The 20,782-nt window shown below is 63.7% G+C and carries 20 protein-coding genes and 1 riboswitch; of the genes, 9 read left to right on the top strand and 11 right to left on the bottom strand.

The window, feature by feature from the left end; all coding sequences use genetic code 11:
* Positions 1 to 157: 157 nt before the first annotated feature.
* Positions 158 to 271, bottom strand: a riboswitch (TPP riboswitch).
* A gap of 74 nt (positions 272 to 345) precedes the next feature.
* Together EL255_RS01720 and EL255_RS01715 are read right to left on the bottom strand one after the other, a co-directional pair.
* Complete coding sequence (locus EL255_RS01720) at positions 346 to 831, bottom strand: hypothetical protein (protein ID WP_042651903.1); 486 nt, start codon at positions 829 to 831, stop codon at positions 346 to 348.
* Positions 832 to 918: 87 nt separating this feature from the next.
* Positions 919 to 1,335 (bottom strand): hypothetical protein, encoded by a 417-nt coding sequence (locus EL255_RS01715; protein WP_042651902.1) that lies wholly within the window; start codon positions 1,333 to 1,335, stop codon positions 919 to 921.
* Between the two features lie 90 nt (positions 1,336 to 1,425).
* Here EL255_RS01715 and EL255_RS01710 point away from each other — a divergent pair, with 90 nt between their 5' ends.
* Both EL255_RS01710 and EL255_RS01705 read left to right on the top strand, forming a co-directional pair.
* The gene (locus tag EL255_RS01710) at positions 1,426 to 2,118 is read left to right on the top strand and encodes a response regulator transcription factor (RefSeq protein ID WP_042651901.1); all 693 of its coding nucleotides are present in this window, start codon (positions 1,426 to 1,428) and stop codon (positions 2,116 to 2,118) included.
* Positions 2,119 to 2,133: 15 nt separating this feature from the next.
* On the top strand, positions 2,134 to 3,384 hold the full coding sequence (locus EL255_RS01705) for a sensor histidine kinase (protein WP_042651900.1): 1,251 nt from the start codon (positions 2,134 to 2,136) through the stop codon (positions 3,382 to 3,384).
* Positions 3,385 to 3,447: 63 nt separating this feature from the next.
* On the opposite strand, the gene rimK is transcribed toward EL255_RS01705, so the two are convergent.
* The 3 genes from rimK to metH form a co-directional block, all read right to left on the bottom strand.
* The gene (gene rimK / locus EL255_RS01700) at positions 3,448 to 4,344 is read right to left on the bottom strand and encodes a 30S ribosomal protein S6--L-glutamate ligase (RefSeq protein WP_033131517.1); all 897 of its coding nucleotides are present in this window, start codon (positions 4,342 to 4,344) and stop codon (positions 3,448 to 3,450) included.
* Positions 4,345 to 4,458: 114 nt separating this feature from the next.
* A complete protein-coding gene (locus tag EL255_RS01695; RefSeq protein WP_042651899.1) occupies positions 4,459 to 5,523 on the bottom strand; it encodes a Gfo/Idh/MocA family oxidoreductase in 1,065 nt (354 codons plus the stop codon).
* Positions 5,524 to 5,595: 72 nt separating this feature from the next.
* Complete coding sequence (metH, locus tag EL255_RS01690) at positions 5,596 to 9,279, bottom strand: methionine synthase (RefSeq protein WP_042651898.1); 3,684 nt, start codon at positions 9,277 to 9,279, stop codon at positions 5,596 to 5,598.
* Between the two features lie 204 nt (positions 9,280 to 9,483).
* Here metH and EL255_RS01685 point away from each other — a divergent pair, with 204 nt between their 5' ends.
* Together EL255_RS01685 and EL255_RS01680 are read left to right on the top strand one after the other, a co-directional pair.
* Positions 9,484 to 10,761 (top strand): cation:proton antiporter, encoded by a 1,278-nt coding sequence (locus EL255_RS01685; RefSeq protein ID WP_042651897.1) that lies wholly within the window; start codon positions 9,484 to 9,486, stop codon positions 10,759 to 10,761.
* 942 nt (positions 10,762 to 11,703) lie between these two features.
* Complete coding sequence (locus tag EL255_RS01680; protein ID WP_126623235.1) at positions 11,704 to 11,880, top strand: hypothetical protein; 177 nt, start codon at positions 11,704 to 11,706, stop codon at positions 11,878 to 11,880.
* A gap of 67 nt (positions 11,881 to 11,947) precedes the next feature.
* Here EL255_RS01680 and EL255_RS01675 read toward each other — a convergent pair whose 3' ends face one another.
* Positions 11,948 to 12,469, bottom strand: a complete 522-nt coding sequence (locus tag EL255_RS01675; protein ID WP_042651896.1) for a GNAT family N-acetyltransferase — start codon at positions 12,467 to 12,469, stop codon at positions 11,948 to 11,950.
* 192 nt (positions 12,470 to 12,661) lie between these two features.
* On the opposite strand from EL255_RS01675, the gene EL255_RS01670 reads away from it, so the two are divergent.
* The gene (locus EL255_RS01670) at positions 12,662 to 12,922 is read left to right on the top strand and encodes a hypothetical protein (protein WP_042651895.1); all 261 of its coding nucleotides are present in this window, start codon (positions 12,662 to 12,664) and stop codon (positions 12,920 to 12,922) included.
* A 75-nt stretch (positions 12,923 to 12,997) separates the two neighbouring features.
* Positions 12,998 to 13,852 carry a KPN_02809 family neutral zinc metallopeptidase gene (ypfJ, locus tag EL255_RS01665; protein WP_042651894.1) on the top strand — a complete coding sequence of 285 codons (855 nt, stop codon included), beginning with the start codon at positions 12,998 to 13,000 and terminating at the stop codon, positions 13,850 to 13,852.
* A gap of 90 nt (positions 13,853 to 13,942) precedes the next feature.
* Here ypfJ and EL255_RS01660 read toward each other — a convergent pair whose 3' ends face one another.
* Positions 13,943 to 14,620 (bottom strand): Dph6-related ATP pyrophosphatase, encoded by a 678-nt coding sequence (locus EL255_RS01660; RefSeq protein WP_042652178.1) that lies wholly within the window; start codon positions 14,618 to 14,620, stop codon positions 13,943 to 13,945.
* 155 nt (positions 14,621 to 14,775) lie between these two features.
* Between EL255_RS01660 and EL255_RS01655 the strand changes: the two genes are divergently transcribed.
* From EL255_RS01655 to EL255_RS01645, 3 genes are all read left to right on the top strand, one after another.
* A complete protein-coding gene (locus EL255_RS01655; RefSeq protein WP_042651893.1) occupies positions 14,776 to 16,092 on the top strand; it encodes an MFS transporter in 1,317 nt (438 codons plus the stop codon).
* Positions 16,093 to 16,223: 131 nt separating this feature from the next.
* Positions 16,224 to 16,943: a MarC family NAAT transporter gene (locus tag EL255_RS01650; RefSeq protein ID WP_042651892.1), complete on the top strand. Its 720-nt coding sequence runs from the start codon at positions 16,224 to 16,226 to the stop codon at positions 16,941 to 16,943.
* A 117-nt stretch (positions 16,944 to 17,060) separates the two neighbouring features.
* Positions 17,061 to 17,264: a hypothetical protein gene (locus EL255_RS01645; RefSeq protein ID WP_042651891.1), complete on the top strand. Its 204-nt coding sequence runs from the start codon at positions 17,061 to 17,063 to the stop codon at positions 17,262 to 17,264.
* A 124-nt stretch (positions 17,265 to 17,388) separates the two neighbouring features.
* Here EL255_RS01645 and tldD read toward each other — a convergent pair whose 3' ends face one another.
* The 4 genes from tldD to EL255_RS01625 form a co-directional block, all read right to left on the bottom strand.
* Positions 17,389 to 18,837 carry a metalloprotease TldD gene (tldD, locus tag EL255_RS01640; protein ID WP_042651890.1) on the bottom strand — a complete coding sequence of 483 codons (1,449 nt, stop codon included), beginning with the start codon at positions 18,835 to 18,837 and terminating at the stop codon, positions 17,389 to 17,391.
* 196 nt (positions 18,838 to 19,033) lie between these two features.
* A complete protein-coding gene (locus tag EL255_RS01635) occupies positions 19,034 to 19,840 on the bottom strand; it encodes a carbon-nitrogen hydrolase family protein (protein WP_042651889.1) in 807 nt (268 codons plus the stop codon).
* Between the two features lie 3 nt (positions 19,841 to 19,843).
* Complete coding sequence (locus tag EL255_RS01630; protein WP_042651888.1) at positions 19,844 to 20,443, bottom strand: hypothetical protein; 600 nt, start codon at positions 20,441 to 20,443, stop codon at positions 19,844 to 19,846.
* Positions 20,443 to 20,775, bottom strand: coding sequence for a Dabb family protein (locus EL255_RS01625; RefSeq protein ID WP_042651887.1), 333 nt, complete (start codon positions 20,773 to 20,775; stop codon positions 20,443 to 20,445). The genes EL255_RS01630 and EL255_RS01625 overlap by 1 nt, the downstream gene beginning before the upstream one ends.
* Positions 20,776 to 20,782 lie beyond the last annotated feature (7 nt).

The raw sequence follows: 20,782 nt of genomic DNA, 5'->3' as shown, positions 1-20,782 counted from the left end.
CTGCTCTGCTGTCTGGCTCCCCCCTGCTCGGGCGGGCCGTGCGGCGCCTCTATGGACAGGCCGGACGGGACAGACTCCCTCTCGTGCGCCCTGACTCATCGCGGGATTGACCCCTTCGATGAGCGGGAGAGGCTTGTCCCTCTCCCCGCGCGGCAACCCACTGGTTACCCTTGTTTCCCTTCGCAGGTTCTAGCCTGATCAGGTTCCACGGATCCCGAATTAACGGTCTCAGCTTCGCGTCGTTCGACGGTCGGCACTCCGACAAGATGGCGCCAGTATAGGTGGGTAAATAGAAAGTACAAGCCTTTAACAAATCGGACCTCTGGGTCCGGGCGAACCGTCGCCTCAGGGCTCAGACAGTTCATCCTCCGGATTGGGGATCAGCACCTCGGTCAAGCGTCCATCCTCATCGCGGCTCAGCACCAGCCTGAGGCCCGGTTGCAGGTCGGTGGGGCTGCCGTTCACCCAACGGGTCTTCGCATCGAACGCCAGCACTCCCAGCTCCTGCAACAGCAAGGTCTCCCCTGCGGTGGCGAGCAGCCTGTCCTCCGCCCGCAGCCACTGGCTGCTCTGCGCCAGATCCGGCGCCGTGGCGAGTACCCGGATCTGCTGGGCAACGCCGTACCGGCTCAGGATGGCGAGCCGCATGCCGGGCTTGAGATCGTCGGGCTGTCTCACCCCGGTCAGCGCGGCGTTGCCCAGCTCCAGTTCGGCACCCTGAAATTGCAGGCGGATGCCGTCGTTGTGCTCCAGCTCCACCAGCCAGAGTTCGGCCTCGGTGGCCAGGGTGCAAAACGGTAACACCCACAGCAGCAATGCGGTTCTGGTCATAGCAAATAGGCCCATGGTCAACCGGCGATGAGGTTTAACTATGGGCCTGGATGGGCACTTTTTCCGGTCGGCGCTGCTGCGGGCGCCTCAATCATCTTCGCGGCATTGGCTCAGCCGCATGCCGTCAAACTTGCACTCCAGCTCCAGCCAGCGCCCCTCGAACGGCGCCAGGCTGTCGTCCGAGGTGACATAGCCCCAGATCCGTCCCTGCTCCACCGGCCCCTCCAGCTCCATCTCCCCCTCCTCTTCCAGCGCTTCTACCTCGCGGATCAGCCGCTGCTCTCCCTGTACCACCCCTTCCAGATCGACCCAGGTGCCGCCGAGATCGTCTTCGTCCAGACCATCCTTGAAGCGGGTCTGTCCATCGATGACGAAGGGAATGCCGTTGACCATCAACTGACCCAGCTGCCAGCTGGTACGGCCGGTCAGCTTGAACTCGGCCGCCTGCGCCAGACCAAAGGGCAATAAAATCAATAGCCAGAGGGCACAGAGAGACTTCTTCATCGGGGATCCTCGGGGTTACACTGGCACACAGGATGCTTCATCCGGTGTGAAATGGCCGTGAAATGCCGGCCGAAACCAGGAGATCTGAACATGAAAATACTGGTGGTGGAAGACAATCCCCAGGTCGCGGAAACCATCATGGACTACCTGGAGCTGGCGGGACACCGGCTGGACTGTGCCTATCATGGCCAGGCGGCCCTGCAACTGCTGGCGGAGCAGCGCTTCGACGTCATCATCATGGATGTGATGATGCCGCGCCTCGATGGCCTGCGCACCGTCGAGCGGCTGCGGGCCGACGGCATTGCGACGCCCGTGCTGTTTCTCACCGCCCGCGACGGGCTGGACGACAAGCTGGCCGGCTTTCGCGCCGGCGGCGATGACTACCTGGTCAAGCCGTTCGCCATGGAGGAGCTGGAGGTCAGGCTGCAGGCGCTGGCCCTGCGCGGCCCCCGCAGCGATCTGGGGGCGCTTCGCTTCGGCGAGCTGGAGGTGGATCCCGCCAGTGGCCGCGCCAGCCGTGCCGGCGTCGAGTTGAAACTCGGCAAGATCCCGTTCCGGATCCTGACCCTGCTCACCCGCCGGGCCCCGGCCCTGGTCAGCCGCCAGGAGGTGCTCGACACCGTCTGGGGGGATGAGGAGCCCGACTCCGATGCCCTGCGCAGTCACATCTATGCCCTGCGCAACGCGCTGGACAAGCCCTTCCCCACCCCCATGCTGGAGACCCTGCACGGTCAGGGTTACCGGCTGGTGAAGCCTGGGAGCGAACATGCCAATGACAGCTGACGCGCAGGTGGCACCGTGAGTCTGCCCAGTCTGCGTCGCCGGCTGATCCTGGCGCTGGGCGGGGCCGGGCTGCTGCTGCTGGTGATCCTCAGCCTGCTGATGGTGGTGGCAGAGGACAAGATGGAGGAGCTGAGCCTGCGCCACTGGCTGGAGGCGGAGGTGACCCGCTACAACGACGACTGGCTGCGGCTCGGCACCGCGGCCCCGGCACCCAGCCCGCGCCAGTTCTCCAGCTACTGGACCGAGCACGGCCGCCTGCCCGCCTGGCTCAAGGCCTACCAGAGCCCGGGCTTCTTCGAGCACCAGCTCGGCAAGGAGGACAAGCACTTCCTGGTGCGGCCCCACCCCTCCGGCCAGGGCCTGCTCTATCTGGTGTTCAACGATGACGCCGACGACTACCTGGATCCTTACGAAGACAAGCTGCACCTGGTCACCCGCTTGATCGGCCTGGCCCTGCTGCTGGGCTGCATCGCGTTCGGCATCTGGCTGGTGCGCCACATCACCCGGCCGCTCGAACGGCTGCGTCAGCGGGTCGCCCACCTCACCCCGGATCAGGCGGACTTCGTGCCGGACGCCCCCTGGCAGGAGCTGCGGGAGATCGAGCTGGCGCTGCTGGCAGGCAAGCAGGAGGTGGCTGCGGTGTTCGCCCGCGAACAGGAGTTCAGCCGCTTCGCCAGCCACGAGCTGCGCACCCCCAACATGGTGATCCAGGGTTCCGCCGCCCTGCTCGGCAAGGTGGCGGACTTGCCCGCCCCCGCCGCCCGGGCGGCCAGCCGCATCCGCGCCGCCAGCGACGAGATGGCGCTGCTCACCGAAACCTTCCTGCTGCTGGGGCGCAAGGAGGCGGTCGAGCGTCCCCCGCAACGGGTGGCTCCGCTGATCCGGCGGGAGCTGGCTCGGCTCGCCCCCCTGTTGCAGCGGGAAAGCCTGGACATCCGCCTCAATCTGGACGAGCAGAGCGAGGTGCAGGCCCCGCTCTCCCTGCTGGCCATCGCCCTCGGCAACCTGCTCAAGAACGCCCTCAGCTACGCCGACGGCCACATCGAGATAGTGCTGGCAGGGCAGACCCTCACCATCAGCAATCCCACCGCGGCGGCGCCGGATCAGATCCTCGGCTACGGCTGCGGCCTGACCATCATCCAGCGCATCTGCGAGAAGCTGGACTGGCGGATCGCCACCCGGCTGGAAGGGGACCTCTTCAGCGCCAGGCTGGAGATGCTGGCCACCCCATCCCCGCTCCCCAACCCCTCCTCCCCGGGCGGCTAAGGCTAGAAACGACAAGGCGCCCGAAGGCGCCTTGTCAGTTCCAATCATCCCTGGTCACCGTCGTCACTCGGCCGGCTTGTGCTTGCGACTCGCCTTGAGCTCCAGGAAGTCGATGATCTTGCCCGCCACGTCCTTGCCGGAGGCTGCCTCCACCCCCTGCAGGCCCGGTGAGGAGTTCACCTCCAGCACCAGCGGACCGCGGGCGCTGCGCAGAATGTCCACCCCGGCCACATCCAGCCCCATGATCTTGGCGGCCTGCACCGCGGTCGCCCGCTCTTCGGGGCTGATCTTGATCGCCTCGGCGGTGCCGCCACGGTGCAGGTTGGAGCGAAACTCCCCCGGCTGGGCCTGACGACGCATGGCCGCGACCACCTTGCCGTTGACCACCAGACAGCGGATGTCGGCACCGTTCGCCTCGCGGATATACTCCTGCACCAGGATGTTGTTGTTGGTCTGGATAAAGGCTTCGATCACGCTCTCGGCGGCCTTCTGGGTCTCGCACAGTACCACCCCTATTCCCTGGGTCCCCTCCAGCAGCTTCACCACCAGCGGCGCCCCGCCCACCATGGTGATGAGATCCGGCACGTCGTGGGTGCTGTGGGCATAGCCGGTGATGGGCAGGCCTATGCCGTGGCGGGAGAGCAGTTGCATGGCGCGCAGCTTGTCGCGGGAGCGGGAGATGGCCACCGAGCTGTTGAGGGCCATGGTGTTCATCATCTCGAACTGACGCAGCACGGCGGTGCCGTAGAAGGTGATGCTGGCGCCGATGCGCGGGATCACGGCGTCATAGCTCTCCAGCTCCCGTCCTTCGTAATGAATGGAGGGGCTATGGGAGGCGATGTTCATGTAGCAGCGCAGGGTGTCGAGCACCTCAACCTGATGACCACGGGCCCGTGCCACCTCGACCAGGCGGCGGGTGGAGTAGTTGTTGGGCTCGCGGGATAAAATGGCAATATTCATGGAAATGGCAGACCTGATAATCGGACTGGAGAGTATAAGGTGCCATGAACGTCTGGCAACGCCAATCCTTTCCCCTCACCATGTGTCTTTCTGCAAGATCGCCCTAAAACAGATTCAATGCGGACCGCGCAGCCGCTGTTGCAGCTCGAGCAGCAAGCCCACCTCCTGCAGGCGGCGGGCCGTGGTCCCCTGCCATCCATTGGCGGGAAGAGGCGCCAGCAGGGTCTCGGCGATGCAGTCGCGATAGAGTGGCCCCAGGTGTTGCCAGCGATGCACCACGCCCTGGTCATGATGGTGCAACCACTCCTGATTGCCGCTGCGAAACAGTTCGATGCGGCGGCCATCCTTGAGATGCAGGCAGAGCCCCTTGCGCTCTATGCCGGGACCGGCGTACTTGTCGAGCCAAAGCGTCAGCGGCACCCCGGCCGCCTCCCCCCGCAGGCAGGCTCGTCCTTCGGCGCTGTGCAGATCCCCCCGCAGGATGGGCTGACCCAGCCGATCGCAGACCTCGGAGGCGGCCAGTTGCAGGCGGTCGTCCCCGCCGAGGGCCACCAGCAGCTCGCGGATCATGGCCAGCACATGGGTGCCGATGTCGAGGATGACCCCGTCCGGATGGTGAAACTCCCGTTGGTCCGGCTCCCCCGTCGCGAAGTTGAGGGCGAAGGGCCGCCCCTGCGCATCGATCCCGCAGGGTTCCAGCAGAAAGCCCTCCACCGCGCTGACATCATCTATGGTCGCCGGGGTGATTCTGGCCTCGTCCCCCGTCAGCAACTGCCAATCGGTCCCCAGCGTACCACTCAGCAAGCGTTGCACCGCGGTGCGGGCCATCCAGTGATCCAGCGCCAGCACCCGGCTCGCCTGCGCGGGATCGGCCAGCCGCGCCTGCAGGCTGTCGTGCTGCGTCAGGCTGGCCACCACGGGCTTCTCCACCAGGATGATCGGCACTGCACTGGCCAAGGCCAGCTCCAGCACAGGCAGATGTAGCAGGGAGGGGGTGGCGATGACCAGCCGATCGAGCGGCAGCGCCAGCAGCGCCTCCAGGCTCGGTACCGGGGTCACCCCGGGCAGGGAACGTGCGGGATCGAATCCCCACAAGACGACATCGGGTGCCAGAGCCTGCAGCGCCGGCAGATAGGCGGTCTCCACCACTGCCCCCAGGCCGACGAATCCAATCTTCATAACGACCTCAATTCAGGTTTGGCCTCGGCCAGTCCCGCTCTGCAGGAGGTGCGCCATCAGGGCGCACCCTGTTCAACTCAGGTTTGGCCCCAGCCAGCGCTCGGCCTCGACCAGGCTCATGCCCTTGCGCTGGGCGTAGTCTTCGACCTGATCCTGCTGGATCTGCGCCACCGCAAAGTACTTGCTGTCGGGGTGGGAGAAGTACCAGCCGGACACCGCCGCCCCCGGCCACATGGCGTAGGATTCGGTCAGCTGCATGCCGATGGCCTGCTCGACGCCCAGCAGCTCCCAGATGCTGCCCTTCTCGGTATGCTCCGGGCAGGCCGGGTAACCGGGGGCCGGGCGTATGCCCTGATAGTTCTCGCGAATGAGCTCCTCGTTGCTGAGGGCCTCATCTTGGGCATAACCCCAGTGCCGCTTGCGCACCTGCTCGTGCAGGTACTCGGCGAAGGCTTCCGCCAGGCGGTCGCACACCGCCTGCACCAGAATGGCATTGAAATCATCATGCTGGGCCTTGTAGGCGTTGGCGATGGTCTCTTCGCCGATGCCGCCGGTCACGGCGAAGGCGCCGATCCAGTCCGGCTTGCCGCTCTCTTTCGGCGCCACATAGTCCGCCAGGCAGTAGTTGGGGAAGCCCTGCTTCTCGCTCTGTTGGCGCAGGTGGTGCAACACCTTGCGCACCTCGGTGCGCGATTCGTCGGTATAGACCTCGATGCTGTCGCCGACGCCGTTGGCGGGGAACAGGCCTATGATACCGGCGCAGCGCACGCTGCCATCCCGTTCGAGCTGATCCAGCATGGCGTTGGCATCGGCAAACAGCTTGGTCGCCTCCTCACCGACGACTTCGTCCTCCAGGATGCGCGGATACTTGCCCGCCAGCTCCCAGCTCAGGAAGAAGGGCGTCCAGTCGATGTAGGGGCGCAACACCGAGATGGGCACGTTTTCGAAGGTCTGCACACCCGGCTCGCGGGGGGCTGGCGGCTGATAGCCGACCCAGTCCAACTGCTGGCGGTTAGCGCGGGCATGGGCCAGGCTGACCGGCTTGGACCTCGGTTGCTTGCGGGCATGCTGCTCCCGGGCTATCTCGTACTCCTTGTCGATGCGGGCCACGAAGGCGGGCTTGAGCTCGGGGTTGAGCAGGCTCTGAGCCACCCCGACCGCCCGCGATGCGTTCGACACATAGACCACGGGTTCACGGTAGTTCTGCTCTATCTTGACCGCGGTGTGCGCCTTGGAGGTGGTAGCACCACCGATCAGCAGCGGCAGTGTAAACCCCTGACGCTCCATCTCCTTGGCCACGTGCACCATCTCGTCGAGGGAAGGGGTGATCAGGCCGGACAATCCGATCATGTCGGCATTCACTTCCCTGGCGGTCTTGAGGATCTTCTCGCAGGAGACCATGACCCCGAGATCGACGATTTCGTAGTTGTTGCACTGCAACACCACGCCGACGATGTTCTTGCCGATGTCGTGCACGTCTCCCTTCACCGTGGCCATCACTATCTTGCCGTTGCTGGAGCCCCCCTCCTTCTCCTGTTCGATATAGGGCTGCAGGTAGGCCACCGCCCGCTTCATCACCCGCGCCGACTTCACCACCTGGGGCAGGAACATCTTGCCCGCGCCGAACAGATCGCCGACCACGTTCATGCCGTCCATCAGCGGCCCCTCGATCACGTGCAGCGGCTTCTCGGCCCCGGCCCGCGCCTCTTCGGTATCCTCTTCGATGAAGTCGGTGATGCCCTTGACCAGGGCATGCTCCAGCCGCTTGCCCACCGGCCAGCTACGCCACTCCTGATCCCGCGGATCCTCGGCCTGGGCACCGGCGCCGCGATACTTCTCGGCGATGGCCAGCAGATCCTCGGTGGCGTTGTCGTTGAGGTTGAGCACCACGGCGATGACTTTCTCTTTCAACTCCGCCGGGATGTCTTCATAGATGGCGAGCTGACCGGCGTTGACTATGCCCATGTCCATGCCGTTCTGGATGGCGTGGTAGAGGAAGACGGCGTGAATGGCCTCGCGCACCGGCTCGTTGCCACGGAAGGAGAAGGAGACGTTGGAGACGCCGCCGGAGATCATGGCGTGAGGCAGGTTGTCCTTGATGTCCTTCACCGCCTCGATGAAGTCCACCGCGTAGTTGTTGTGCTCGTCGATGCCGGTCGCCACCGCGAAGATGTTGGGATCGAAGATGATGTCTTCCGGCGGGAAGCCGACCCTGTCCACCAGGATGCGGTAGGCGCGCTGGCAGATCTCGAACTTGCGGGCACGGGTATCGGCCTGGCCCACCTCGTCGAACGCCATGACGATGACGGCGGCGCCGTAGCGACGCAGCAGTTTGGCCTGCTGGATGAACTTCTCCTCCCCCTCCTTCATGGAGATGGAGTTGACCACCGGCTTGCCCTGCACGCACTTGAGGCCCGCCTCCAGCACCTCCCACTTGGAGGAGTCGATCATCACCGGCACCCGGGCGATGTCCGGCTCGCCGGCGATCAGGTTGAGGAAGCGCACCATGGCCGCCTCGGCGTCCAGCATCCCCTCGTCCATGTTGATGTCGATGATCTGGGCGCCGCTCTCGACCTGCTGCTTGGCCACGTCCAGGGCCTCGTCGTAGAGTCCCTCCTTGATCAGCCGCTTGAACTTGGCCGAGCCGGTGACGTTGGTGCGCTCCCCCACGTTCACGAACATGGACTCCGCGGTGATGATCAGCGGCTCGAGGCCGGAGAGCCGGCAGGCCACCGGCAGCTCGGGCAGGGCGCGCGGTCTGATGCCCGCCACGGCGTCCGCCATGGCGCGTATGTGGGTCGGGGTGGTGCCGCAGCAGCCCCCCACCAGGTTCAGGAAGCCGCTCTGGGCCCACTCGCGGATATGCTCGGCCATCTCCCCCGCATCCAGATCGTACTCGCCGAAGGCGTTGGGCAGACCGGCGTTGGGGTGGGCGCTGACATGGCTCTCGCTGATGCGCGACAGCTCCTCCACATACTGGCGCAGCTCGTCCGGGCCGAGCGCGCAGTTGAGGCCGAACGACAGCGGTTTGACGTGGCGCAGGGAATGGTAGAAGGCTTCCGTGGTCTGGCCGGAGAGGGTGCGACCCGAGGCATCGGTGATGGTGCCGGAGATCATCACCGGCAGCGCATAACCCAGCTCCTCGAACACCCCTTCCACCGCGAAGGCGGCGGCCTTGGCGTTGAGGGTATCGAAGATGGTCTCGATCAATATGAGGTCGGCGCCGCCCTCGATCAGGGCATGGGTCGATTCCGTGTAGGCGGCCACCAGCTGGTCATAGGTGACGTTGCGCTTGCCCGGATCGTTGACGTCCGGCGAGATGGAGGCGGTGCGGTTGGTGGGGCCCAGCACCCCGGCCACGAAGCGCGGCTTGTGAGGCTCTTTGGCGGTCCAGTCGTCGGCGACGGCGCGGGCGAGACGGGCGGCCTCGCGGTTGATCTCGGCGGAGAAGGCCTCCATCTCGTAATCGGCCATGGCGATACGGGTAGCGTTGAAGGTGTTGGTCTCGAGGATGTCGGCCCCGGCGGCGCAATATTGATCGTGGATCTCGCGGATCACCCCGGGTCGGGTCAGCACCAGCAGATCGTTGTTACCCTTGATGTCGGTATGCCAATCGGCAAAACGCGCACCGCGATAGTCCGCCTCACCCAGCTTGTAGCCCTGGATCATGGTGCCCATGGCACCGTCGATGATCAGGATCCGCTCCCTGAGACAGGCTTCCAGTTTCTTCTTTATGTCCGACTTTATGCTCGACACCGCTCGATCCTCTTACATCCATGCAACTGCGCGTCGCCCATCCTAGCAGCAAACAAATTAAATGGAAATCTAGCCGTCTATCTGTCCGTAGTGATGATTAAATATAACCATAAATAGGTAATGAGTGCACCCTGAGCCGGGAGTACCCTATGCCCGTCCTTAATTCGGACACGTGCTTGCTGTTTACTAAAGAGAAAAATAACTATGAGCGTCTACTACACACTCTGTTTCTTGGCAGCGCTGGCGATCTTCATCGCCTTTGCCAACCAGTATGTTGTGAAGATCCAGACCACCATCGCCATCACCGCAGGATCCATGCTGATCTCCGCGCTGATGGTGCTGTTTGGTAAGTTGGGTTGGTTCAATCTGGAACCTCTGGCCATCGAGACCATGGAGAGCATCGATTTCCAGAATTTCCTGCTGAAGGGGATCCTGGGCTTCCTGCTGTTCGCCGGCGGCCTCGGCATCAATCTGAAGGCATTGCGTAGCCAGAAGTGGGAGATCACCATTCTCTCCATAGTGGCGACCCTGCTCTCCACCTTCATCATCGGCTATGGCTTCTGGTTCATCGCCAAGCTGCTGGGCTGGGAGCTGCCGCTGGTCTACTGCATGCTGTTCGGTGCCTTGATCTCCCCCACCGACCCCATCGCCGTGCTGGCCATCGTCAAGAAGATGCAGGCGCCACCCCAGATCGCCATCCAGATCGAGGGGGAATCCCTGTTCAACGACGGCGTCGGCCTGGTGATCTTCGCCACCGTGTTTGCCGTGGCCTTTGGCGGGGTCGAGCCGACCTTCAGCAGCGTGGCCGGTCTGTTCCTGCATGAGGCCCTCGGTGGCATCCTGTTCGGCGCCGTGCTGGGCCTCATCGCCCACGTGATGATCAGCGCCACCGACGACGGCTCCCTCGAGCTGCTGCTGACGCTCTGCATCCCGACCGCGGGCTTCGCCTTCGCCAACATGATCGGTGTCTCCGGCGCCCTGGCCATGGTGGTCACCGGCATCATGATCGGCAACTGGACCCGCCAGTCCGGCTTCTCCGAGCAGAGCCGCCACCATCTGGATCACTTCTGGGAGTTGATGGATCAGTTCCTCAACGCCCTGCTGTTCCTGCTGATCGGCCTGGCACTGGTGCTGCTGGATCTCGCCTGGCAAGACTGGATCCTGCTGGTCATCGCGGTGCCGCTCTGCCTGGCCGCCCGCTTCATCAGCGTCTCCCTGCCCTACGTCGCCTTCCGCCGTTTCCGCAGCTACAACACCTTCTCCATCCGCATCCTGACCTGGGGCGGCCTGCGCGGCGGCCTGGCCATGGCCATGGCGCTGGCGCTGCCCTCCGGCGTCATGGTGCTGCCGGAGCAGGGTGTCGATCTGCGGGAGGTGATCCTGGTGATGACCTACTCGGTGGTGATGTTCTCCATCGTGGTACAGGGCATGACCATCACCCCGATGATCACCGCGGCCAAGAAGGCCAGCGGCAGCTACTGATCCACTGCAGTACATCCCATGTATCAACGAAAAGGGCCCCTAACAGGAGCCCTTTTTCATATCAAATGCCCGCGAGGCCAAGCGGCAAAGTCATGGCAGGAACATGACCATCACGCCAGTGGATCACCGCGGCCAAGCAGGCCGGCGGCAGCTACTGATCCACGGCGATACATCCCATGTATCAACGAAAAGGGCTCCTAACAGGAGCCCTTTTTCATATCGAATGCCCGCGAGGCCAAGCGGCAAAGTCATGGCAGGAACATGACCATCACGCCAGTGGATCACCGCGGCCAAGCAGGCCAGCGGCAGCTACTGATCCACTGCAGTACATCCCATGTATCAACGAAAAGGGCTCCCACCGGGAGCCCTTTTTCATATCAAATGCCCGCGAGGCCAAACGGCAAAGTCATGGCAGGAACATGACCATCACGCCAGTGGATCACCGCGGCCAAGCAGGCCAGCGGTAGCTACTGATCCACGGCCATACATCCCATGTATCAACGAAAAGGGCTCCCACCGGGAGCCCTTTTTTCTTGCGCTGACCAGAACATCAGGGCCTGTGGCTAAATTTCTGCCAAATACAGGTTGCTTTTTATCCATCACGAGGCGAGAATGCGCCCCGGCTAGTTAATCAGCCCTGTTTATGTTACCCCTGCAATGCTTCACCTTCGGATGAATCCAGCCAGTCCCCGCATAACCTCCCTCTGATTTACTCGCCTTGAGAACCGTCAGGCTGTCTGCCTGCGTTGCCCGGCTCTCACGGTGCAGACCCGATCTGCCCACCCAATTTGAACTATGCATCCGCATATTCCTTGATAGTGCAGACGCCCTTGACCGGGCTGGGTATTCCTGCGTGCTTGTCTGCCATATGAGCTGACCGCGCCCATCGACCTACATTTGCCAAAACAAGGAGCAATTACTTAATTTATATAGAGAAATACCATGATGAAAGCCATACAAACACACAAACCCCTGCGTCGTAGCAAACCCATCAACCTGCCCCCGCAAGAGCAGGATGACGATTCCTTCCTGATCCAGTTCAGTACCCGTTTCAGCGGTGGCTTCGCCATCTCCTGTGATGGCACCGCTGGCGAGTTCTCCATCGAAGATCTCAACTGATCCCTGCCCAACGGCAGCACCGACGCAGACCGGCCGCAACTCACGGCGGCCCCTTTGCCAGCAAACCCTAGACCGGACAGCTCTCTCGCCCCGGCACCTCCAGCAGCAGACACTCTTCTTCGCTCTCACCCAGCTTGACCAGCCGACCCTGACTCAGCCCCAGTTTGGCCAAGAGCCCGACCGAGCGCTCATTGCCCGGCGTGACGATGGCGATCACCCGCTCGATGCCGAGCCGCTCCCGCCCGTCTTGCAGCGCCGCCCGCGCCGCCTCTATGCCGTAGCCCTGGCCACGATAGGCGGGCAGGAAGGCATAGCCGATGTCTTCGCACGGCAGGGTGTCGCGCTTGATCAGGCCGCAGATGCCGAGCCTGGCCTCATCCTCCCGTCGCATCACCAGATAGAGGCCATGCCCGTGGCGGGCGTAGCTGACCGCCGGCCCCTGCTGGATATAGTCTTCGGCGTCGCCTAAGGTGCGCACGCCGCGATCGCCGATGTAGCGATGGAAGTCGCCGTCGTTGAGCAGCTCGAGGATGAAGGGGGCGTCCACAGCGGTCAGTTCGCGCAAGACGAGGCGCTCGGAGAGGATCATGATCAAGACTCTTGTCGGAAAAACAGGCCATCAAGACTGCCCCCGCGTCGCCGCCTTGGCAAGATCTCGCGTGCAAAAGCGAGCATGTGCCGATACTGGCCGCCCCCCACCAGCTATTTATCCCCCTCAGGCGCGAGCCGCGGACCGGTTCCGGCTATAATGCCCCCTCTTCAAACAAGCAGGACAGACACCATGACGGACGACACCGAATTCTTCGACGAACAGGCACTGCTGGAGATGGTCGATAACCAGCTCACCGACGGTCACCCCCCGCAGGTGAAAGCCACCCTGATGCGGCTGGTGATGAAGGGCACCCCACGGGAAGAGGCGCTGCAATACATCGCCTGCGCCCTCGGCGCCGAGCTGATGGCGATGGAGGCCGAGCAGGGCCCCTTCAACCTGACCCGCTACGCCGAGTTCCTCGACAGCCTGCCCGAGATGCCCTGGGCCTAGTAACGCCCTCATTAGGCAGGGCGCAGCGCCAGCCATTATCATTACTGCCACAGCCAAGAAGGGGAGTGTGCGGGTATGCGCTGGCAAGATCGCCGTGAGAGCAGCAATGTGGAAGACAGGCGCCAACAGGGCGGTGGCAACGGGGGCGGTGGCCTGCCCATCGGCGGCAAGGGGCGCCTCATCCTGGTGGTCGTGGTGCTGGTGGCCGGCTACTACGGTGTGGATCTGAGCCCCCTGCTCGACGAGCCGGCCCAACAGAGCCAGGCTCAGCGTCAGAACCCGTCTCAGCCGGCCAGCGATCCCCTGGCCAAGTTTACCTCGGTGATGCTCGCCTCCACCGAGGATGCCTGGGGCGAGATATTCTCCCAGAGCGGCAGCCGTTACCAACCGCCCAAGCTGGTGCTCTATCGCGGCGCCACCCGCACCGGCTGCGGCCAGGGTCAGGCGGTGATGGGCCCCTTCTACTGCCCGACGGACAGCTCCGTCTACATCGATCTCTCCTTCTATCAGGACATGCGCGACAAGCTGGGGGCCGATGGCGACTTCGCCCAGGGCTACGTGGTCGCCCACGAGGTGGGCCATCACGTGCAGACCCTGCTCGGCATCTCGGCCAAGGTGCGCCAGCAACAGCAGGGGCTGAGTCAGGCCGCGCAGAACAAGCTGTCGGTCAAGCTGGAGCTGCAGGCCGACTGCTTCGCCGGCGTCTGGGGCAATTACATGGAGCGGGAGCAGGTGCTGGAGCACGGCGATCTGGAGGAGGCGCTCAACGCCGCCCAGGCCATCGGCGACGACCGCCTGCAGCAGCGAGGCCAGGGCCGGGTCGTGCCGGACAGCTTCACCCACGGCAGCTCAGCCCAGCGCCTCGCCTGGTTCAAGCGCGGCTTCGACAGCGGCAAGCCCGCCAGCTGCGACACCTTCGCCGCCCGCTGAAGCGGGCCCGACAACAAGGCCGGATCCCTGGGGATCCGGCCTTGTTGCATTCGGCGACCGCATGAAGAGCCGGCCGTGGGGAGCCGTCGATCAGGCCGACGTTTTCGGCAGCAGATCCGTGTAGACGAAGCCATCACGCACTATCGTCTCCCCCACTTCGATGGCCAGGGGCCGCAAGAACATGGGGCCGTCCACGGCCAGGGTGTGGAACTCGCCGTTTTCCCCGCAGGGATCCACCCCGGCGGGTAGGGCGGCCAGCAGGGCCTGATCGAATGCATGGCCCCCCAGGCTGGCGGCCAGTTTGTTGGGGTCCAGGGTGCTGATGTGCGCCTTCAAGCCGGCGGCGATCATCCTCTGCGCCAGCTCGGCCGTGTCACTGCCCCAGAGCGGGAACAACGGCTCTATGCCGGTGCCCTCCAGTTGCCGCTCGCGGTAGGCCCGTACATCCTCGAGGAACAGATCCCCAAACGCCATATGCCGGATCCCGCTGGCCACCACCTCGGCCACGAAGCCGCTCATGATACGGGCGTAATCCTCGTTGCTGCAGGGCCAGGGCAGATCCAGGGTGCGCAGCGGCAGGCCAAGGCACTCGGCCTGCTGCATCAGCAGTTGCTTGCGCACCCCATGGATGGCGACCCGTTCGAATTCCTGGTTCAGGGTGCTGAACAACCCCACCACCTCGATGGCCGGATCCTGCTGCAACTGATGCAGTGCCCAGGCACTGTCTTTACCACTGCTCCAGGAGAGCAGTACCTTCTTCTTCGTCATCATGTCTCCACTCCGCTTGCACCAAGAAGCTGCAAGACTGTGTTGCGAATTGTGCGATTTACATTCCGGGATACAAAAGCATACCCTCGTTGGTGAGCGTGTCCCCGCAAAGGATGGGGAACAATAACTAAAAAAACGATGGGAAACATAAGGATATGACCACAGTCACGCAACGCAATGATCACGGCCGCCCCCTCAACCGGCAGGATTACAAGACCCTGAGTCTGGCCGCCCTCGGCGGCGCCCTCGAATTCTACGACTTTATCATCTTCGTCTTCTTCGCCGTGGTGATCGGCGAGCTGTTCTTCCCGGCCGACATTCCCGAATGGCTGCGCCAGTTCCAGACCTTCGGCATCTTCGCCGCCGGTTACCTGGCCCGCCCGCTCGGGGGCATCATCATGGCGCACTTCGGCGATCTCATCGGCCGCAAGCGCATGTTCACCCTCAGCATCCTCATGATGGCGCTGCCCACCCTGCTGATCGGCCTGCTGCCCACCTATGCCGCCCTCGGCATCGCCGCCCCGCTGCTGTTGCTGCTGTTGCGGATCCTGCAAGGGGCCGCCATCGGCGGTGAAGTCCCCGGCGCCTGGGTGTTCGTGGCGGAGCATGTGCCCGCCCGCCGGATCGGGCTCGCCTGCGGCACTCTCACGGCAGGTCTGACGGCCGGCATCCTGCTTGGCTCCCTGGTCGCCACCGCTATCAACCGCGGCATGAGCCCGGTCGAGGTGAGCGAGTGGGGCTGGCGTCTGGCCTTCATCCTCGGCGGCATCTTCGGCATAGTCGCCATGTACCTGCGCCGCTGGCTGCACGAGACCCCGGTGTTCGCCGAGATGCAGGCCAACAAGACGCTGGCCGAGGAGCTGCCGCTCAAGACGGTGCTGCGTGAGCACAAGGGCAGCGTCATCGTCTCCATGCTGCTGACCTGGCTGCTCTCCGCCGGCATAGTGGTGGTGATCCTGATGACCCCGACCTATCTGCAGAAGGTGCACGGCATCAGCCCGGCCGATGCGCTGACCGCCAACTCTCTGGCCATAGTCGCGCTCACCCTGGGCTGCATCTTCTATGGCCGCCTGATCGACAGCCTCGGCAGCGGCCCCACCTTCGTGTTTGGCTCCCTGCTGCTGGCCGGCTCCTGCTACGCCTTCTACCACGGCCTGGCGGCCGGCATGGAACAGCTGATCCCGCTCTACATGCTGGCGGGCTTCTCCGTCGGCATCGTCGGGGCCGTGCCCTACGTCATGGTCAACGCCTTCCCGGCCGTGGTGCGTTTCTCCGGGCTGTCGTTCTCCTACAACGTGGCCTACGCCATCTTCGGCGGTCTGACCCCTATGCTGGTCACCCTCTGGATGAAGAACGACGTGCTGGCCCCCTCCCACTATGTGGTCAGCCTGGCCGGGCTGGGCTTCGTCCTCGGCCTGCTGTTCTGGCTACGCCAGCGCGGTCAGCGTCAGGTCGCGCCACAAGCCGCCTGACCGGTGCGGGCCCCAGACTTTCGGGGCCCCTTTGTTCCGGCTATATTCAGCCTGGCTCCCGTAGAGTAGCCCCCCCTTAAGGCCAGACCACCGTCTGGCCCTGTTGTTTGCCAACCACCCCGAGGTGAAAGATGTTTTTCCAGGTCGTATTCATTGCCTTGCTGGCCTTGCTGCCCATGGTCAATCCCCCCACCACGGCCACCCTGCTGCTCGGACTGAGTAAGGGCATGTCCCGTGAACACGTGCGCCGCCAGATCAATCTGGCCGCCATCTATCTGTTCGCCACCCTCTGCGTCAGCTTCTTCATCGGGTCCTCCATCCTGGATCTGTTCGGGATCTCCATCCCCGGCCTGCGACTGGCCGGTGGCCTGATCATCGCCTTCATCGGCTTTCGCATGCTGTTCCCCGCCCCCAGCCAGGCCACCGGGGTCGACATCAACCAGAGCATCGCCTTCGTGCCGCTCACCATGCCCAGCATGTGCGGGCCGGGCACCATGGCGCTGGTGATCAGCGGCGCCGCCCAGATCGCCGAACTGCCGGCCGACTACAACCGCTTCGTCATCTATGCCGCCGTGGTCACCGCCTTCGCCCTGATGAGCCTGCTCAGCTGGGGCGTGCTCAAGCTGGCGGATCCGGTCTGCAAGATCCTCGGGGCCACCGGCATCGACGCAATGACCCGCATCATGGGCTTCCTGCTGGTGTGCATGGGCATGCAGTTCTGCATCAACGGCATCAAGGAAGTGGCGCAGGATCCCGTGTTCCACGGTGCGCCCGCCGCTCAGGTACAGCACAAGACCGCGGGGCCGGACGAGGAGGCCGTCAAGCTGACACTGGAGGCACGTGGATCCTGAGTGGATTGGAATAAGGGTCAGCGGAACGGCCCATTTTGGTTATTTTTTGTACAGCCAGCATTCAGCTAATGAGGACTAAGGTGATACCACCCTATCCACCCCCTCAGGAGAGATGCAATGGAAAAGATGCTGACCGAGATCCGCAGTTACAGCCTGTTTCATGAGTACCTGACCGTGGTCGGTGTCACCAGCCCGTCCCCCAGCCGGCAGGCCAAGGGATGGGAACACCGGGAATCCAACCGCCTGGTGGCCCAGATCCGGATCGATCCCCAGGGCAGGCCGCACTACTACATCGACGCCAGGGCCATCTCGGTCAACTGACCCGCCCTGCCTCCCCAGCCCCGACCCTGTCCGGGGCTTTTTGTTGCGCCCGGCCGCCAGCGCCAATAAAAAACCCCGGCACTGGCCGGGGTCTTTTTTGATCGGATATGGACTGGGTGACCCGTTACTGGGTACCGCCCACGGTCAGCTGATCCAGCTTGAGGGTCGGCTGGCCGACCCCGACCGGGACGCTCTGGCCCTCCTTGCCACAGACCCCGACCCCGCGATCCAATGCCAGATCGTGGCCCACCATGGAGACCTGGCGCATGGCCTCTGGGCCGTTGCCGATGAGCGTGGCGCCCTTGATGGGGGCGGTGATCTTGCCATCCTCGATGAGGTAGGCCTCGGAGGCGGAGAAGACGAACTTGCCGGAGGTGATGTCCACCTGACCGCCGCCGAAGTTGGGGGCATAGATGCCCTTCTTCACCGAGGCGATGATCTCCGCCGGATCGTACTGACCCGCCAGCATATAGGTGTTGGTCATCCGCGGCATCGGCAGGGCGGCATAGGATTCGCGACGACCGTTGCCGGTGAGCGGTACCCCCATCAGCCGGGCGTTCTGCTTATCCTGCAGGTAGCCCTTGAGAATACCGTTCTCGATCAGCACGTTGTAACCGCCCGGCGTGCCCTCGTCATCGATGCTAACGGAGCCGCGTCGGCCCACCAGGGTACCGTCATCGACTATGGTGCAGTGCTTGGAGGCAACCTGCTCGCCGATGCGGCCGGCGAAGGCGGACGAGCCCTTGCGGTTGAAGTCCCCCTCCAGGCCGTGCCCCACCGCCTCGTGCAGCAGCACACCGGGCCAGCCGGCGCCGAGCACCACCGGCATGGTGCCGGCCGGGGCATCTATGGCCTCGAGGTTGACCAGCGCCTGACGCACCGCCTCGCGCACATAGCCGAAGGCCCGGCTCTCCAGCCCGTCCAGCTCCAGGAAATGGTCATAACCGCAGCGGCCACCGCCGCCGGCGCTGCCGCGCTCACGGCGATCCCCCTTCTCGGCGATGACGGTCACCGACAGCCGCACCAGCGGGCGCACGTCGGCGGCGAGCGTGCCATCGGTGGCGGCCACCAGTATCTCTTCATAGACACCGCTGATGGAGGCCATCACCTGATTGATGGCGGGATCCAGGCTGCGGGCAAACTTGTCCATCTGCTCAAGCAGCGCGATCTTCTGGTACTTGTCGAGGGTCTGCAGCGGATCCATGGCCGGATAGAGCAGGTTTGCTTCGGTGCGAGCCCAGGCCTTCACCTTGCCCTGGGCGCCGGCGGCGGCGATACCACGGGCGGCGGTGACCGACTGTTGCAGCGCCAGCAGGCTCAGCTCGTCGGAGTAGGCGAAGCCGGTCTTCTCGCCGCTGACGGCGCGCACCCCGACCCCCTGGTCGATGTTGTAGCTGCCATCCTTGACGATGCCATCTTCCAGCATCCAGGACTCGTGCCAGCTGCGCTGGAAATAGAGGTCGCCGAACTCCACCTGATGGCTCATCAGGCTGCCGAGCAGTTGCTGCAGCCGTCCTTCATCGAGGTCGTTCGGGGCCAACAATGAGGCACTAACCTGGCTCAATAGACTCAATCTTGTTCTCCATTCTCGCTGGGAGATGTCGTAATAAAATCCCCTGTCTCAACGAGAAAGGGCAAAGTAGGTTCGATTCGCGACGCGCAATCGAACGTCATGTGTGCCATATGCAAGGGTATTCACGAACTCTCGATGCGGCCGTTTCGCGCTAGTCCGATTGCGCCGCCATGCGGCTAATCGAACCCATGCAGACCTACAGCAATCGGGCGTGTTGCAGCACCGGCATGGTCCGCGCCAGCTCCTCGCCGAGGGCGGGATCCATCTTCGCCAGCACGGTCGCACGGCCCGATGGCTGACAGGCCAGCACCCGGCCCCAGGGATCGATCACCATGCTGTGGCCCCAGGTCTGGCGCCCCGTCTCATGGCTGCCGCCCTGATTGGCGGCCACCACATAGCACTGGTTCTCGATGGCGCGGGCCCGCAGCAGCGGCTCCCAGTGCGCCTCGCCGGTCACGGCGGTGAAGGCCGCCGGCACCAGCAGCACCCGGGCACCGGCGCGGCTCAGCCGACGATAGAGCTCGGGGAAGCGCAGATCATAACAGATAGAGAGGCCGAGGGGACCAAAGGGGGAATCCACCAACACGGGATCCTGGCCGGGGCTGAAGGTCTCCGACTCCCGGTAGCGGCCCTGGTTGTCGGCCACGTCCACGTCGAACAGGTGGATCTTGTGGTAATGGCCCTTGAGATCCCCGTTGGGATCGAACACCAGCGAGCTGGTGTGGATATGGCTCGAGCCGGGGATGCGGGTGGGCATGGCGCCGGCCACCAGCCAGATCCCCTGCTCCCGGGCCCACAGGGCCAGCTGTTGCTGGATGGGCCCCTCACCGATCGCTTCGGCGTTGTCCAGATAGCCCTGGCGTTCGCCAAACAGGGCGAAGTTTTCCGGCAGCAGCACCAGCAAGGGGCGCGCTTTGGGCAGGGCCGCCAGCTCGGCGGCGATCTGCTCCCGGTTATCCTGCCAGTGCCGACCGGACACCAGCTGTATTGCAGCTAACCACATGACTCACTCCTTGTCGGCGTTGATGGCAGTCCTGATATTCGGGTCTTTATCCATTTTGCTCAACAGTTTGCGAAGATGGTGTCGGACCAGATCTCGTTGGCCCCTTTGGGCCCATTTAAGGCAATCAAACAATTCCCATACCAAACCATCGCCATCGGCGATATAGGCTGGAAAATCACAGTGACTTGGCGCCGTGCCTCCTACCTCCAACCCCGGTAGACAAGATGTTTTATCGAAGAGAGGCAAGTAAGGCTTGGCAAGAGGAAACTCGGTGCCACTATCGAGGATGTGGATCTCTATGCTGGACATGTCATAGAAGATATAACGCCAGTAGGAACAAACCTCTTCATGCTTTCCCTGCCAGCAGTGAAATACTTCGCGCTCACCCACAATAGACCGCACCAGTGATGCCGCCTGATTGTGAAAACCCGGCGTAGCCAGCAACAAGACATCGACATCGGACACCCTGTCGGCCTTGCCCTTGGCGAGTGACCCAACCACCACTCCAGCGTCTATGGCAGGGTGAGCCGCGCCATGCTCAATCACGGCTTGCAGCAGAGCACGTTGAAGTAGCGGAATAGCAGGGCAACGCTCATCAACCATCACGACGGCTCCTTTGCAAGGACCGCATCCCCGGCTTGCAGGGTGTAATCCAGCACTATGATACGTGCCAGCACGGGGTGAAAGAGGGCCTTGAGAGCAGCATGAGCCGGATGGGGCAGGTAACACTGGCGGGCGGCCTCGTCGGCGAAGGTCATCAGCACGCTGTGGGTGAAGCCTTCGGCGCGCCCTTCTGGGCTGTCATCCTGGCCCCACTCGACGGCTACCACGCCACTGACCTTGGCCGGGATGTCGAGAAAGGCTGCCCTGACAGCCGCGATACCGTCGGCCTGGACCTCTCTCTTGAAGGTGATCAGCAGAATGTGTCGGATCATGGCTCAC

The organism is Aeromonas encheleia (genome assembly GCF_900637545.1).
Classification (GTDB): Bacteria; Pseudomonadota; Gammaproteobacteria; order Enterobacterales; family Aeromonadaceae; genus Aeromonas; species Aeromonas encheleia.
The sequence above is the reverse complement of the archived record's forward strand: the minus strand, read 5'-3'. Positions and strand labels throughout refer to the sequence as shown.